11 protein-coding genes are annotated in these 16,418 nt (G+C 46.7%); 9 read left to right on the top strand and 2 right to left on the bottom strand.

What is annotated here, in order from left to right; all coding sequences use genetic code 11:
• Positions 1-72: 72 nt before the first annotated feature.
• Positions 73-828, top strand: a complete 756-nt coding sequence (locus AC1S8V_RS16825) for an SDR family NAD(P)-dependent oxidoreductase (protein ID WP_482070001.1) — start codon at positions 73-75, stop codon at positions 826-828.
• A 90-nt stretch (positions 829-918) separates the two neighbouring features.
• Here AC1S8V_RS16825 and AC1S8V_RS16820 read toward each other — a convergent pair whose 3' ends face one another.
• Together AC1S8V_RS16820 and AC1S8V_RS16815 are read right to left on the bottom strand one after the other, a co-directional pair.
• The gene (locus tag AC1S8V_RS16820) at positions 919-1,260 is read right to left on the bottom strand and encodes a ribosomal protein L7/L12 (RefSeq protein WP_482070000.1); all 342 of its coding nucleotides are present in this window, start codon (positions 1,258-1,260) and stop codon (positions 919-921) included.
• Positions 1,261-1,296: 36 nt separating this feature from the next.
• Positions 1,297-2,496: a cytochrome P450 family protein gene (locus AC1S8V_RS16815; protein ID WP_482069999.1), complete on the bottom strand. Its 1,200-nt coding sequence runs from the start codon at positions 2,494-2,496 to the stop codon at positions 1,297-1,299.
• A gap of 189 nt (positions 2,497-2,685) precedes the next feature.
• On the opposite strand from AC1S8V_RS16815, the gene AC1S8V_RS16810 reads away from it, so the two are divergent.
• From AC1S8V_RS16810 to AC1S8V_RS16775, 8 genes are all read left to right on the top strand, one after another.
• The gene (locus tag AC1S8V_RS16810; RefSeq protein WP_482069998.1) at positions 2,686-3,663 is read left to right on the top strand and encodes an aldo/keto reductase; all 978 of its coding nucleotides are present in this window, start codon (positions 2,686-2,688) and stop codon (positions 3,661-3,663) included.
• Between the two features lie 418 nt (positions 3,664-4,081).
• Positions 4,082-5,182, top strand: a complete 1,101-nt coding sequence (locus AC1S8V_RS16805; protein ID WP_482069997.1) for an ATP-binding protein — start codon at positions 4,082-4,084, stop codon at positions 5,180-5,182.
• Positions 5,170-7,629, top strand: a complete 2,460-nt coding sequence (locus AC1S8V_RS16800; protein WP_482069996.1) for a DUF5682 family protein — start codon at positions 5,170-5,172, stop codon at positions 7,627-7,629. The genes AC1S8V_RS16805 and AC1S8V_RS16800 overlap by 13 nt, the downstream gene beginning before the upstream one ends.
• Complete coding sequence (locus AC1S8V_RS16795) at positions 7,614-8,837, top strand: VWA domain-containing protein (protein ID WP_482069995.1); 1,224 nt, start codon at positions 7,614-7,616, stop codon at positions 8,835-8,837. The genes AC1S8V_RS16800 and AC1S8V_RS16795 overlap by 16 nt, the downstream gene beginning before the upstream one ends.
• 122 nt (positions 8,838-8,959) lie before the next feature.
• The gene (locus tag AC1S8V_RS16790; protein WP_482069891.1) at positions 8,960-10,258 is read left to right on the top strand and encodes an IS110 family RNA-guided transposase; all 1,299 of its coding nucleotides are present in this window, start codon (positions 8,960-8,962) and stop codon (positions 10,256-10,258) included.
• Positions 10,259-10,669: 411 nt separating this feature from the next.
• The gene (locus AC1S8V_RS16785; RefSeq protein ID WP_482069994.1) at positions 10,670-14,227 is read left to right on the top strand and encodes a DUF4132 domain-containing protein; all 3,558 of its coding nucleotides are present in this window, start codon (positions 10,670-10,672) and stop codon (positions 14,225-14,227) included.
• Positions 14,228-14,231: 4 nt separating this feature from the next.
• Positions 14,232-16,064, top strand: coding sequence for a hypothetical protein (locus AC1S8V_RS16780; protein ID WP_482069993.1), 1,833 nt, complete (start codon positions 14,232-14,234; stop codon positions 16,062-16,064).
• Positions 16,051-16,329, top strand: a complete 279-nt coding sequence (locus tag AC1S8V_RS16775) for a hypothetical protein (protein ID WP_482069992.1) — start codon at positions 16,051-16,053, stop codon at positions 16,327-16,329. The genes AC1S8V_RS16780 and AC1S8V_RS16775 overlap by 14 nt, the downstream gene beginning before the upstream one ends.
• The last annotated feature ends 89 nt before the right edge of the window (positions 16,330-16,418 follow it).

Raw genomic sequence — 16,418 nt, 5'->3', positions numbered from 1 at the left:
CATGTACGAACATTTCATATCGTATTCATCGATCCAATCACAAGATGACACACACACATGGAGGAGATCAACATGAGTCACGCAGGAAAAGTAGCTATTATCACTGGAGCAGGAAGTGGATTGGGCCAAGCAGCAGCGCTAAAGCTGGCTGAGAAGGGCGCATCCATTGTTGTCGTGGATCTTGTCGAAGAGACCGGTCTTGAAACGGTTAAGCAGATTGAGAAGCTGGGAAGTAAAGCGATTTTTGTACAAGCAGATGTAAGTAAAGCACCTGAAGTTGAGAATTATGTGAAAAAAACAGTCGAAGAGTTCGGACGAATCGACATGTTCTTTAATAATGCAGGGATTGCGGGTCCTGGGATCAAGTTGATCGAACATACGATTGAGCAGTTTGACCAGATTATTGATATTAACCTGAGAAGTGTATTTTACGGATTGAAGTACGTGATTACGGAAATGCTCAAAACCGGTGGAGGTTCCATTCTGAACACAGCCTCCACAGCCGGTATTGTTGGTGTACCAACGGTTGCACCTTACGCAGCAACCAAACATGGCGTGGTGGGCTTGACCCGTACAGCTGCCATTGAATATGGCAAGGACAACATTCGTGTAAATGCGATTGCCCCAGGTACAATTGAGACACCGATGGTCGTTCAGTTCGGTAAAGATAACCCTGAAGTGTTCAAAGCAACTGTTGACAGCATTCCTTCTGGACGTCTGGGTAGACCGGAAGAGATCGCGAACCTCGTTTCCTTCCTTCTGGGAGATGAAGCGCCATATATTAATGGTGCAGTATATCCGATTGATGGTGCAGTTACGGCCCAATAAGAGTTCAAAAGACATAGATAGCTGTTAAAATTAGAAAAAGAGAGGCTACTGTATGCGTACAGTGCCTCTCTTTTTGGTTTGTTTTATGTTTCATGAATCCAGGGAATCAACATAGTCCTTGGCTTCTTTTAACGATAGACCTCGGGCTTCACGCAGTCGTTTGATCGCCATAATTTTTTTCCCTTGTTGTATAAGTGCAAGCAACTCCTGATCCAGATCAGAAGGCTCTGTTGGACTTGCGTAGGAAGGGGATGCTTCCTTCGGCGACAAGGTGTAATTGAAATCGGAGCGTGCGCCTGCGGTGGAACCGTTCTCCAGACGCTCCACATCTCTTTTCAATTCATTCAATTGACGTTGCAGGCTGGTGACTCTGACCAGTAACAAAAGAATGAGAAGCAGAAAAACGATCCATACCAAGGTGTTCATTTCCATGATGTAAGGTGCCTCACTTTCAATTATATATAGCCATTATTTAAGTTGGATGGGGATCTCTTTGACACCACGAACAATCATGCCGGGTCTCCATTCGAGTTCATTCACGTCAGCCTGTAGCTGCATATTCGGAAAACGGTTCAGAAGCGTGCTGACGGCAATCTCACCTTCCAGACGTGCAAGCGGTGCTCCGAGGCAGAGATGAATGCCTTTGCCAAATGCCAGATGCGAACTCTTCTCGCGGGTAATGTCAAAGATATCAGCATCTTTGAACTGCTCCTCGTCCCGGTTAGCGGAATCAAGCGCAACGATGACAAGTTCACCTTGAGCAATATGTTGTCCACGGAATTCGATATCTTCCAGAGCCCATCGAGATGTACTGAACTCGACCGGTCCATTGTATCGCAGCATCTCCTCAATGGCGTTGTGAATAAGCTCGGGCTGGTTGATGAGCAGCTCACGTTGCTCAGGGTGCTCCAGCAGAGCAAGAATTCCATTGCCAATGAGATTAACCGTCGTTTCATGACCAGCAATAATTAATAAGGAGACAACGCCAAGGAGTTCTTGTTCAGTCAACTGCTGCCCGGATTCTTCTGCAATGACGAGCTGGCTGATCAGATCAGTGCCGGGATCTTTGCGTACTTTTTCGAACCAGGCCGTCAGGTAATCTGTAAACTCCCTGGCGTGCTGCTCAAACAGCTCTGCGCTCTCGGCTGTGGAGGCATCGATTACCGTATTGGACCACATGCGGAATTTGTCACGATCCTCATGAGGGACTCCCAGAATTTCACTAATGACAATGATAGGCAGGGGAAAGGCAAAGTCATCAATCAGATTCATTTTTTCCTGTGACTGGAGGTTGTCCAGCAGATCATCCGCAATCTCTTGGATATGGCTTCTCATGTCTGCTATCAACTTGGGCGTGAACGCTTTCTGCACTAGCCCGCGCAGACGACGATGATCCGGCGGATCGGAGAACAGCATGTTATTGACAAAGATACTTTGATTTTCAGGTCCATAACGTTTGGCGATATCCTTAGTGAAGCGAGGATCTTTCAGGATCTGGACTGCATCCTCGTATCGGGTAATAATCCAGCCAAACTCCCCGTGAGGAAACATGACTCTGAAAACAGGCTCCTCTTTTCTTAACTTTTCATACACGGGGTAAGGGTTATGCGTGAATTCTTTCGTGAAAAACGCTGGCTTTGAGGACTCGTTGGGTTCATTCGGGTTCAAATGTAATATCTCCTCTCATATTCCTGCATAATACCTGCACCCTCTATATATTCAATACGCAAGGGTTTGAAACCTTGTTTTTGGTCCATGTGGATGTTAGAGCAGGAAAATAGAGGAAGATGGAAGAAGACATGGTAGAGAGAATCGGTTATTATGCTTGGTAAAAATGAAAATGAGGTGAACGCTGACATGTCTTATGCACAACTTCCTTTGCATCACCACCAGATTCCGGCAAGTCGAATGGTTCTTGGCTGTATGCGGTTTGGGGGTGAATGGGATGGGCTCCCCATTACTTCAGATCTTGTCGTAGAAGGTCATCGAGCGGTAGAAGCAGCGATCGAAATAGGCATTAATCACTTTGATCTGGCGGATATATACACACGTGGTAAGGCAGAGCATGTATTGGGGCGAGTTTTATCCGAAACTCCTGGCTTGCGTGAACAGATCATTATACAGTCGAAGTGTGGTATACGTCTTGTGGGTGATGATGAAGGACCGCAGCGTTATGACACCTCAGGTGCCCATATCCTGGCGAGTGTGGACGGTATCCTGGAACGGCTCGGGATCGATTATCTGGATATTTTGCTGTTACATCGTCCTGATCCACTTGCCCATCCGCAAGAGATTGGAGAAGCACTGGTTGAGCTGCATCATTCCGGTAAAGTGCGCCATTTTGGTGTGTCCAACATGGGTTCTGAACAGATTCGTCTTCTTCAGTTTCATAGTAAAGTACCTCTGATTGTGAATCAGTTGGAGATGAGTCTGGACAAAATCGGATTCGTAGAAGCAGGAGTGACGGTGAATCGACCTCAAGCCAGAGACAACGTATTCCCTTATGGCACGATGGAATATTGTCAGGCAGAGCATATTCAACTGCAAGCTTGGGGTCCCCTTGCTCAGGGGCGATTTACTGGCAGGGTCGTCGAGGGTCAACGGCCGGAGATTGAGCATACGGCTCAATTGGTTGATCGAATGGCCAAAGAACGTGGTGTTACATCTGAATCCATTGTATTGGCTTGGTTAATGAAGCATCCGGCAGGTATTCAACCCGTGATTGGTTCGATTCGGCCAGAACGTATCCTGGCCTGTCGTGATGCAACGAAGGTTGAGCTAACCCGATATGAGTGGTACGAGCTGTATTCGGCTTCATGTGGGCGCAGAATGTAAACAGGGACATCTGAGAGATGGGTTATCTTCGATCACAATTCTTAGAAAGTTGGCCGTAAGTTAAGCATATAAGAAGACACAGGCTGCTGGCCTGTGTCTTCTGTGTGATATATGGCTTCATTTGGTTGAAACACAATACGGGAAGTGTAATGATTCATAAGATCATATGGCCTACAATACGAATACATTTGCAATAAGTATACTGATCGGGGCCGAAACCAGAGTGTTGGCACGACTGTATGGATATTTCACCTTCATATTTGTGCTAGAGGCTATGTCCATGGACTTAGGAATAGTGCTGATAAGAAGGACGTTTCAACCATTTTTATCGTTTTACCGGGTAGTTGTTGGAGTGCTGTGATAAAATGATAAGAATAAGAACATACGATCTGTTTATGTGAGAGGAGACACCTTGACGATGGAGATGCTTAAACCACCCGCCGAGATATTATATGAGACAGAATTACGTGCACTGAGAGAGGAAGATCAGGGGAAACGTCCCCCAAACTGGCTATTATCTCCCGCCTATGTGCGCGATTTTATTATTGGCAGGGATAAGCCCGCGATATTGAATGGAGAAGAGATCCCGATTACCCGCAAATTCTATGGCAATGACGTGCTGATTGAACGTGCAGTGGTCACTCTGGCAGGCAATCGGGGGTTAATACTTGTGGGAGAACCCGGGACAGCCAAGACCATGCTTAGCGAATTGCTGACCGCAGCGATTTCCGGCACCAGCCTGAACACGATTCAAGGTACAGCAGGCACAACAGAAGATATGATCAAGTATTCATGGAATTACGCCATGCTGCTTGATAAAGGGCCTTCGGAAGCCGCACTTGTACCATCGCCGTTATATAACGGAATGAAGAAAGGCATTCTTACCCGATTCGAAGAGATTACGCGTTGTCCCGCCGAAGCGCAGGATAGTCTGATTAGTATTCTCAGTGACAAGGTCATGAGCATTCCTGAACTGGACGGCGGTGTACTGTTTGCCCAACCGGGATTTAACGTGATTGCTACAGCCAATATTCGGGATAAAGGTGTAAACGAAATGAGTGGCGCCTTGAAACGTCGGTTCAATTTTGAAACGATCAAGCCCATTCATAACGTGAAGATGGAAGCCAAAATCATTGAATCCCAGGCACGAAGCCTGTTATTACATAGTGGAATTGAGATTGACATTAACTTGGATGTGGTTGAATTGCTGGCTACAACATTCATGGAACTGCGCACCGGCATGACACGGGAAGGTTACAAGCTGGATACCCCTCAAGCATCCATGAGTACGGCAGAGGCGGTGTCTGTTTATGTCCAGAGTGCGATGACTTCCTATTATTACGAAGATAAGGCTATTGCGCTGGATCGGTTGGTGCAGAACATGCTGGGGACCATTGCAAAGGAAAACGACAAGGATCTGTCCATTCTCAAAACCTACTTCTCCAAGGTCGTAAAAGATCGTTCCAGAGAAGAGGGAATGTGGAAGGACTATTATGAGGAGAGAAAATGGATCGGTTAACAGCAGTACTGGACCCTGATGTTGATCAGTTACAATCCTTGTTCGAATCTCAGGTATATAACCTGAGTAATCATACGGTCTATTATCCAATACGACATCACAGCCCTGCATGTTCGTATCACTTGTTACGATTAATTGGGGAGTACAAGCCGGATATCATTTTGATTGAAGGACCGGAGAGTGGCAATCCGTTAATTTCGGTTCTGAGTGATGAGGCAACGATACCTCCTGTCAGTCTGTACTACACCTATGAGAATGAAATGGAGAGAGAAGCCTGCTATTATCCGATGCTTCGTTATTCTCCTGAATATGTCGCTTTGAAAGAAGCAGCGCGCCTGGACATTCCAGCAAAGTTTATCGACCTGGATTATCATCATTTCTCCAGTCGTGCTTCCAAGTCCGGTCAGACAGAACAAAAGGAGATCTCCATTCAGGATGAAACCTTGCTTGCAGGGTCTGAGTTCATTAGCCGATTGTGCCAAAAAACAAACTGCCGCAGTTTTGATGAATTGTGGGAAAAAGTGTTTGAGATTGGTGGTCTGGAGAAATCCACTCAGGAGTTCGTACAAGATGTATTCACGTATTGTACGTTATCCCGAATGTGCTATTCCACGGAACGATTACAATCTACAGGTGATCTGGCAAGGGAAGCACATATGAGACAACGTATTAAACAAGCGGTAGAGGAGCATGACCGTGTGCTGGTCATTACCGGTGGGTTTCATACGTATGGGCTGTTGATGTCTGAAAAAAATGAATCGGACTTGGAACGGTCGAAGATGGATAAACAAGGAGCGGATCAACGTTGGGTTGGACAAGATACGTGTCCAAAAGAGGCGATAGATCCAACTATGGTTCATCAACAGATGTACCCCATGGTCTATACTTTCGCTGAAGCGGATCGGCTCAATGGATATGCAAGCGGGATGCCTTATGTGAATTATTACGATCAGATCTGGAACCAGCTCACTCGCAAGAAGACTACTCCGTATAATCTAACGGCTCTGGACTTGTTATCCCGGCTGATGCGCCAATTACGGGATGGTCACGAACATGTATCAACCAGTGATGCGATTGAGGCGTACAGCATGATGCAGGGCCTTGCGGGTCTTCGGGGTAAAAGGGAAGGCGGCGTCTATGAGTTGATGGATGCAGCACTCTCTTCCTTTGTGAAGGGGGAGCTTACCTTGGCGACCGATAAACCTCTGCAGGAGTTACAGCAGTTATTGACAGGAGACGTCATTGGAAGCGTGGCTCCCAATTCATTCAGTATTCCCATCGTGGAGGATTTCAAGGCGCGTTGTACAGGGTACAAACTGCAGATTCGCACAACAGGACAACACAAGAAAGTGCTGGATCTGTATGCGAAACCGGAACACCGCCAGATAAGCCAATTGTTTCAATGCATCACATATCTGGTTCCAGAATTCGCCAAACGGCAATCCGGGCCGGACTGGATCGCAGAGCGTGACATGAATCTTGTTCGCGAAACCTGGATGTATATGTACTCCTCCCGTATTGAAGCCAGATTGATAGAGAACTCCCTCTATGGCGGAACGCTTGCAGGAGCGGCCACACGTAAAATGGAAGAGCAAATGCAGGAAGTACCGGACCATCACAGTGGTGAACTTGCGCGATTAATGCTTCAAGCGCTGCTCATGGGTCTACAGGACACAGCTATGAAGCTCTACGAACAGGTGCGCTCGGCGCTGAGAACCGACGGGAATTTCCTGTCCTTATGTAACAGTCTGCATGTCTTGAACCGAATTCATCAACACCAGAGACTTCTGGGTTTGTCTGACGAGCAACATCTCCCTGATCTGGTATCCGAAGCTTACAGGAACGCTGTCGACAAACTGCTACAGCTCTCCAGAGCCAATCCGGATGAACATGAAGCCATTATTCAGGGACTGAAGCTGCTAGCCATGCTTGCGGAGTCATCCGAGGAGCATTTTCAGGATGAGACATTCCGAATTCATCTGAGCGAACTTCTGTCTGATCACCAGCTTCCGGCTCAACTGGAGGGTGTGTGTGTTGCTATTTCCTCAGGGCTCGGCGACAGGCCCAGGGAAGAGATTGTTGAACGCGCACGCGGGTATATCCGTGGAACACCGGATCAGACCCGTCAAACGGCACTTTTTTTACAGGGAGTATTCACTGTAGCACGTGACGCTTTTTTATATGAAGATCAGCTGTTGTCGGAGTTGAATTATTTGATTGAACAGCTGTCATACGAGGATTTCATCAGTATGGTACCGGAATTACGGCTGGCATTCACCTACTTTACACCAATGGAGACGGGATTGATTGCTGAGCGTGTGGCGAGTCTGCATCAGGTTGAACCGGAGGAGATGTTATGGCCTGCGGTTGATGAGCAGATGCTGATCCAGTCTAAAGCATGGGATGAAGTACTTCGAAAGGAGTTTGCCGCATGGAAGCTAATGTGAATGAAGCGAATAGGAGCAAGGACGATACCAGAGAACTGGATGAAAGTTTCAATTCGCATGGTAGCGACCAGGGAGGTCGCCTTTCTGCGGAAACGCTGAATCGGTGGCGTCTGATTCTCGGTGAATCTGCCGAAGAAGGGTTATGCAATACAGACCAATATACGTCGGGTGAATTTCAATATACGGAAATCGATGAGATTCTGGGTTATCTGTATAACCGTGAATACGGTGAAGAACAAGGTTACCGAAAAGAGGGAGGACGTGGTTCGTCTAACCTGACCGTGCCGAAATGGTTGCACAAAGTGAGGGAGCTATTCCCCAAACCAACGGTAGAAATATTGGAGAAACAGGCACTTGACCGCTATGGGCTGACAGAATTGTTAACGGACAAAAAGCTGCTCGAATCCCTTGAACCCAACATGAATCTGCTCAAGAACATTATGCAGTTCAAAGGACGGATGAAGGGTGAGGTGTTAAAGAGCGCCAAGGAGATTGTGCGAGCCGTGGTTGAAGAGCTCCGCAGCAAACTTGAATCTCAGACCCGAGCCAGCATTATGGGCAAGCGCAGTCGCTATACCTCCAGTTCAGTTCGTTCCTTACGTAATCTGAATTTCAAACGAACCATCACCAAGAATCTGAAGAATTACGATAAAAACAAGCGCAGATTTGTGATTGACCGTCTATATTTCGATGGGAATATACAGCCCCATAACAAGTGGAACATCATCATTGGTGTGGACGAGAGTGGCAGTATGCTGGATTCAGTCATCTACAGTTCGGTGATGGCCAGTATCTTCTACCGTTTGAATGCGTTGCGCACCAAATTATTCATATTTGATACGCAAGTTGTTGATCTGAGCGACAGACTGGAAGACCCCGTAGACGTGCTCATGAATGTGCAGCTCGGCGGGGGCACGCATATTACCAAAGCCTTGCGTTATGGGGAGACGCTAATCGATAATCCGGGCAAAACCATCTTTATTCTGGTCAGTGATCTGGAGGAAGGGTACCCGATTGCACAGATGTACAAAGCCTGTAAAGATATCATCGATACAGGATGCAAGCTGCTGGTTCTCACCGCACTCGATTTTAACGGGGATTCCGTCTATAACAAACATGCAGCACAGACGTTGACCAATATGGGCGCACATGTAGCAGCAATTACCCCAAATGAATTAGCAGATTGGATTGGCGAGATCATCACTTAAATTTGAGGAGCCATTCCTGTAATGAAGTAATTTGAGCTTTGAATGAAAAATGCGCCTTTAGTATACTGGGAATCGTTGTTCCGACCAAAGAACAATACCCACATACGAAAAGAGGCGCACAAATGAAGTATAAGATGAAACAGAAACAGAATCAACGTATTACGCGAATTACAGAAGATACGCTAGTCATTGGAGCAGACATTGCCAAAAAGATTCACGTAGCTAGAGCGGTAGATTTCCGTGGCATTGAATTAGGAAAAGACTGCGTGTTCTACAACGATCAGGAAGGGTTAACTAGGCTAGTAACATGGATGAAAGAACTTCAGGAGGTTCATCTGAAAACGGACATTGTTTTCGGAATCGAGCCTACCGGGCACTACTGGTTTCCGCTAGCCGCTTTTCTGGAAGCTCGAGATATCAAGATCGTCATTGTGAACCCGCATCACGTAAACAAGAGCAAGGAACTTGAGGATAACTCGCCGACGAAGAGTGACTATAAGGATGCCAAAGTCATTGCAGATCTCATTCGAAACGGGAAGTACTCGGAGCCCAAATTGCCGGCGATGGAATATGCCGAACTACGCATCCTCATGAATTTCCGTGAGAAGGTTATGGTGAGTTTAAACCAAGTCAAGGCGCGTGTGCATAACTGGTTCGACCGCTATTTTCCAGAGTATTTGAGCGTGTTTAAAGATTGGGAAGGCAAAACTTCCTTGATGACAATACGCCAGTTTCCGACACCGGAAGAGATCGTCTCTACAGGCGCCAGAGGCGTTCTCGCACACTGGAAAACGGAAGTGAAGCGTGGAGTCGGTATTAAGAGAGCGGAAAAGCTCTTTGCGACAGCCGGGATATCCATCGGGCTTACCGAAGGGTTACGAGCTGCGAGACTGGAGCTTCTGAGCTTGCTCGACCAGTATGAGCTTTTCTCTAAACAGGTGGAAACGACCATGAAACAGGTCATGGACATCTTGAGTGAGATACCGGGAACGACGCAGATGTTAAGTATCCCAGGCGTTGGCGCGGTTACCGTTGCAGGATTTCTGGCTGAGGTTGGCGATCTGAGTCATTACGACCACGGGCAACAAATCATCCGGTTGGCGGGCTTGAATCTAAAAGAAAATAGTTCTGGTAAGCGTAAGGGTAAAACTGGCATTACCAAGCGTGGACGATCTCGACTAAGAGCCCTATTGTTCCGTTGCGTCATGCCAATGGTAGCTAAGAATGAGGAGTTCAAGGCCCTTCACAAGTATTTCACAACACGAAGTCAAAATCCGCTGAAGAAAAAACAGTCGCTAATCGCGCTCTGCGGCAAACTGATACGCGTCCTGCACACGCTGGGGACGAAGGAAATAGAGTACAACGCAAACGAAGTTCTTGGTCCTGTACGACAAGCGCAGTTACAACAGATTGCAGCTTAGTTCAAAGAATCAATAGCCTGAAATCTCGACTCGTTCACAGATGTATAACGAGACAATTGAAGCACCGGAGAAGCCGAAGAATACCATTCCATAAGGGCAACGACCCCGTTTAGGAGCAAGAATCGGCCTCCACCCCTTGGCAGGTAGAACGAAGGAATGTAAGGGCAATGACCCCGCGTGACATGGGAGGGTGAACCCCGAGGGAGATGTGGAGATCCACTGTGCGATCATAAGCATGACCACAGTTTGGATAAAAAATGGAGTCCAAGCTCTGTTCCCGTCACCGGTCATTACAGCAAAATCTGGTTCTGAACCAATATTCCTCCATCAAGCCAAGATGTCGAAGTTGTAAATCTACGAATGGACGAGAAAACAGGCGAAAACATTACTTTATAGTGGGAGGAATGTGTAATGCTTACCGCAGACCGCGCAGTAGAAACTTTGGTGGAGAAATTCGCAGTAACTTGTTCAAACGAGTATTCATTAAAAACAGATCGAAGCTCCGAAATTATTGATTATGTCTTGGGAACGACAGACAAGTTCCCGGATATGATGGGAAATTCGAGTCATTATGTGTATCAAACGATTGATCTGCTCATGAAGCTCGCCAAAAAAGACGATGGAGATATCTTTTACCGTGCCGGGGCTATTGTGATATATCTGGAATCCAATTATTCCAAAAGAAACTCATGGAGAACGGATGCCTTTACTGTCTGTATGGGAAATGACTCAGAAGCCTACGGATTGAGCGGGAAGAGCAAAAGCGCTGATCGCATGGGTGGGTTGTTGTCCCGGTTGGAGAAGATCAAACAGTATGCTGGTGAAGAGGAGATTCTTTCTGAATTAAAGAGTAAATTAAAGCGTGCCCAGTGGCTTTTTGATTCCAAAAAAGCAGACAGCCAAGGGAATTATCGAGATGTGCTCAATGCGTTGATGCTCCTGCAATTATATTCGAAGCTCAGTGACACCCCTTCTCATCTTGCACAGGTTCAGTTATCTGTTCAATCGCTCCCTGCGCTGTTTCAACATGTGATGGCGAATGATCCGGATAAGCTGCGAGACGAGTTACATAAGCTGATTGAACCTGTGGTGGTCAGTAATATTCAAGGGAAGCATAACGGGTCTTCCCAAGAATTGAAGGATGAATTTCTCAAGCATAAGCGTAACCAGCTTATAGCTGAGAAATATCCGAATACGACCCTCTCTCCAAAAGAGCAATGTTCACACGCTGTATTCCATCAGACCATGGTACTTGTAAGCAGTGCCCTGTTGTACCTGATCAACATTAGTGGAGGTAAACAACGGTTCCTCGATGCGAAGAGTGAGATTGGGCATGTTTTGCTTCATACAATACATCAATTACATGAGATTTATCCACTCGAAGTTCGCCGTTACTTGCTGAGTATGGACCCAAGAGCAAAGAGTCCCAATGATCTGCTTGCTGGACTTGTGCCTCTGGATGAGCCGTACCAGTTGATTGAAATGTTGCGGGACGAACTTAATATGTACACGGTATCCTGGAACATGCTACAATCCGCAATCGCGAATCATCCTGAACAGGCGATTCGAGCATACGAGATCATCAAACCGCCATTCCTCAAACTCTGCATTCAGAAATTCATGGAGGATCGGGGGTTGGAGCTGCCCAATGCGGAGGGATCCCTGGAGCAAGCGGTATTCAACGCTCTTCGGCATCCTTTGGACGGGGGACGTCAAGGACTTGCGATTGCAAGATACTTAAGTGGGGAAAACACCCTTGAGGAATATTGGGAGGACCCGAATAGTCGCGGGTTGTTTAATCAACTGAATCGGGATAAGAAGCGTGTTCACAACCTCATTAGTATTAGTTTTCTGCCCTTGGAGTCGGAGGCGATGCGCAGGTTCGCAATCCTGACCACCCATCCCGATTGGACGCTGGATATTGTCTCAGACATGTACAATTCATACGCGTTCAGTGGAGAGAAACTGCTTGAGCGTTATGGTCAAGATCCTGAGGTGCAACGAGAGAAATTGCTAACCAGCCTGATCTCACTCAATGGCATGACCGACTACAGATACAAATCCATGCCGCATGACGAATACCACCGAATCATTCAGCAGAATCTGGACTATGCGCTGACACAGTACAAGAAACTGCCAACGGATACGCGCATTTTAATTCTGGAGATTACCTTTGAACAGCGTGATGAGCTATCGAAGAAAATATTGGCCGAAGCGATTCGTGCCGGATTGCAGGATTCGTCCAAGAAGGCCAACGGTATGGCCTTAGCCGAATTCAACAGGATTCCTGATCAGGACTTGTATACGCTCGTATACCTCTCGGAGAAAAAAGTGGGAATTAAAGAGATGGCTCTGACCGCAATCCGCAGTCTGGAAAACAGCAAGGAACTGTACAGTGAGCTTTTGAAAAAAGAGAAGTCAGAGGATTGGAAAAATCTGATCCAAATTCTGCTGGATACTGCTGATCTAAGCCCTGAGTATGCTCATGCAGCGCTCGCTGATCAGGCAGATGGCAAAAAGCTGTCCAGACTTAGCTGGTTGTCTCTGAATGATCTCCCTTCCCTGACGCGAACAGAGGACAGTCAGCCGTTAGATGACCGAATTAAGCTATATGCTTTGGTGCAATCGCTGGATCATACCTCCGGTCCTAATGAACGATTGAATGAATTAAGGGATTATGTAAGTGAGGCATCGCTCGCTCGTTTTGCAAGTGAACTGCTCCAGGTATGGATTCAAGAAGGTGCTCCTGCGAAAGAAAAGTGGGTGATGTATGTATCAGCACTCTTTGGCGATGTTCAGATTGTAAATATTCTGGCCCCGCAAATTAAGGGATGGACAGAAAACAGTCGTGGGGCTATCGCAGCAGATGCTGTGAAAGTACTCGCTTACCTGAAAGATCCATCTGCTCTCATGGCGATTGACAAGATCAAACGTGGTGTGAAGAACCGCCAGGTGAAAGGTGCAGCAGAAGAAGCGTTGCAGCTTGCCGCGGATCATATGGGACTTACCTCGGAACAACTGGAAGATCGGCTGGTCACCACACTTGGTTTTGATGAAAAGGGAACCATGCAGCTTAGCTATGGCGAGCGTTCATTCCTGATTAAAGTGAATGGAGACTTGCAAGTCATTGTCTTGAATGAAGAAACGGGCAAATCCGTGAAGAGTCTGCCTGCTCCTGGACAGAAAGACGATGCTGAATTGGCAGCCCAGTCCAAGGCGCGTTTCACGCAACTGAAAAAAGATCTCAAATCCATGGTTAGCATTCAGGCGCAGCGTCTGGAAGAGTCATTGTCCAAGCAACGTCTATGGTCTGCCGATGAGTGGAAAGCCCTGTTTGTACAAAATGTAATTATGCAAAAATTCGCTGTAGGTCTGATCTGGGGAACGTATGAGAATGGCGTTCTGATCAGCACGTTCCGTTATATGGAGGATGGTACATTCAATACCGTGGATGAAGATGAGGTTGATCTTCCTTCAGGTACGCAGGTTGGACTCGTACACCCGCTGGAACTGGATCAGTCCACACTCGAAGGTTGGACAACGCAGTTGGAGGATTACGAGATCAAGCAGCCATTCGAGCAAATGAATCGCGAGATTCATCAGCCTGAGGATGAAGATAAAACAAAGAACGAATATGATCGTCTTCCCGAGTCTGATTTCTCGCCAACGGCATTCCCTAAAACACTGGAAAAATACGGTTGGATCAAAGGCCCGGCTCAGGATGGCGGCTGGTATCATGAATTTTATAAAGAGTACGGAGATCTTATTGCGGAATTGCAATTCAGTGGTACGAGCATCACGTATTACGAGGGATTGGATGACATTACCCTGGAATCCCTACATTTCTTCAAACCGAATAACAAGCAATATTATTACTATGGTGACAACAAACCTATTGCTCTGGGCAACGTTCCAGGTCGCGTATTTAGTGAAACGATCTACGATATTCTGAGAGCAACGGGGCGTTGATGAAGTGAGTGGATTTAGGGAGAAATTCCGGAGTTTTTCGAAGCTGTGTACAGAGGATTATCTAATTCGTTATGCCAACAAGGGGTTGTACAAAAGGTCTTTGAAAGAGTTGGACAACGGTGTGAGTGTAACGTACACATGGAACGAATCATCCGTGAGTTGCCAGCTCAGTGACGGGACACACTGTACCCTCGAAAATACGCTGGATCATTGGGAGTGTTCCTGTCCGTCAGAGCATATCTGCAAGCATGTACTGATTGCCATACTATACGATCAACGGGAACATTCGTCAGAGGATTCGATGAGTGCGGACGAGAAGCATGCGCTGGATAAGGACTCAGGGATATCGGATACTGGTCCGTTGGACGTACCAAAAGACGTATCCGTAACAGACTCAGTGTCAAACTTAGTATCAAACGTGGACGATCCAAGCGAAGATCCGCATTCAGTGTCTCGTGAGATCGAGTCTCGTTTTCGCTGGATGACGGAGTCTGATCTTACAGTGTTCATTAAATCGTATAGCTCTTCCATGATCGAGGAAGTTGTATTCCGATTAAGGTACCCTGAAGAAATTAAGATCATTGAAGATTCACTTCTTACGGTGCATCTGACCAATCAGAATATCGAGGTATCTTTTACTGAGGAACCGAACCTTGCGAAAGCACGATGTAAGGTGCAGCAGACAGCTGGGAAAATGGCCAAGCTTGAAGCTTTGCTACGATATCGTGTACTAAAAGGGCTGGATGATACGGATACATTAAGTGGAAGGGTATACGAAGCCAAGTTCTCTCTACAAACGGTGCAGGAATGTCGCATTATGCTGGCAGGATTGTTGAAAACGGGACTGGCCCGTCTTCCTCAGTCCTATATGGCACAACTGGAGACTTTGGCAATCGCAGCTCATAGTGGCAATCTGCCTGACATAGAACGCAGTTTGCGAGGGATTCAAGGGGAATTACAGTTGTTTTTCAACAGACATATACGTTTCTCCATGCAATCCATGCTGGATCGGGTGAGCAAGCTGTATCTTGCACTCTGGGTTCTTGAAGAAGAAAAGGTGTCTGTCATTCAGCAGAGTCAGCTCATTGGCAGTTTTCGAAGTAAATACTTTACGGTTCCTTCACTTCACCTGTATGGACTGGGAGCTGATGCGTGGGAGACACGATCCGGTTTCCGTGGAATCACCTATTATTTCTATTGCTTCGATGATGGGGAAATCTACACCTATAGCGATGTACGTGCTGTATATTACGATGATCAGCAGTTCTCATACACAGAGCATTATGGTGCATTCACACCATGGCTGCCTAATCTGACCTTTCGCCAGTTGGTGGGTGAAGAAGTTCAATTCCATTCAGTTAAAGTGAATGAAGAACGCCGGATATCTTCCGGGGAAGGTGCCAAGCTTGCGATTTTGCCACGAACGGGTGTGGAAACGTTGAATATGGGCAAGTACATGCAAGATGTCTCGTCTATACTTCGAGAGGAATCACGATCGATTGACTTGTTTGCTGCTCCTAAAGAACGACTGGCCATGATCAAAATTGCTCGCATCGTGGATCATCGTTTTGTCAAACAAACGCAGGATCTTGTCCTGACGGTCGAGAGTTCCGAAGGGGAAAGATTGGCACTCACTCTCCCGTATTCATCTGACTGGCAGACGATGATCCAAAGACTGGAGTCAGGATATGGTTCCCAATCGCTTGAACACTTCTATGCCTTTGTTCGTGTGGAACGAAAACGGATTAGCCCGATCAGTTTCCTGAAGGGTCAAACGGTGCTCAGTCTGAAACTGGATATCGGCAATGGAAGGATGGGAAGACTTGGAAGAATATAATCAGTTCATGCAGAAAATTAGCGGCGGGTCAGAAGAGTTGCTGCTGCGCGGGTTATCCCAATTTACGATCCGAGATATTGAGGTACTTGAGCAGCTCACAGCGGAATCCTTACGTTTGCAGATGAGTTTCCTTCATGAATTGTTGAATCACGTCATCGAGGAAGGGCGTAGCGTCGCTCTTGGTCAAGGTGATGAAGAACTGTTGTTATTCCATTATTGCCGTCTTACCCAATATGTACGGCTCAGCGTGAAAGAAGAGGTGTAATATTTAAAGTTCCAAATACAAAAATACATTCGGAACTTTAAAACAAAAACCCAGTATCCTCTAACTAAAGAGGTTACTGGGTTTCATCA

The sequence above is a fragment of the Paenibacillus sp. B46(2026) genome (assembly GCF_056786355.1).
The sequence above is the reverse complement of the archived record's forward strand: the minus strand, read 5'-3'. Positions and strand labels throughout refer to the sequence as shown.

Coding starts and splice junctions, on each gene's coding strand:
- AC1S8V_RS16825 (WP_482070001.1), top strand. CDS start 73: ATGAGTCACGCAGGAAAAGTAGCTATTATCACTGGAGCAGGAAGTGGA.
- AC1S8V_RS16820 (WP_482070000.1), bottom strand. CDS start 1,260: ATGGAAATGAACACCTTGGTATGGATCGTTTTTCTGCTTCTCATTCTT.
- AC1S8V_RS16810 (WP_482069998.1), top strand. CDS start 2,686: ATGTCTTATGCACAACTTCCTTTGCATCACCACCAGATTCCGGCAAGT.
- AC1S8V_RS16805 (WP_482069997.1), top strand. CDS start 4,082: ATGGAGATGCTTAAACCACCCGCCGAGATATTATATGAGACAGAATTA.
- AC1S8V_RS16800 (WP_482069996.1), top strand. CDS start 5,170: ATGGATCGGTTAACAGCAGTACTGGACCCTGATGTTGATCAGTTACAA.
- AC1S8V_RS16795 (WP_482069995.1), top strand. CDS start 7,614: ATGGAAGCTAATGTGAATGAAGCGAATAGGAGCAAGGACGATACCAGA.
- AC1S8V_RS16790 (WP_482069891.1), top strand. CDS start 8,960: ATGAAGTATAAGATGAAACAGAAACAGAATCAACGTATTACGCGAATT.
- AC1S8V_RS16785 (WP_482069994.1), top strand. CDS start 10,670: ATGCTTACCGCAGACCGCGCAGTAGAAACTTTGGTGGAGAAATTCGCA.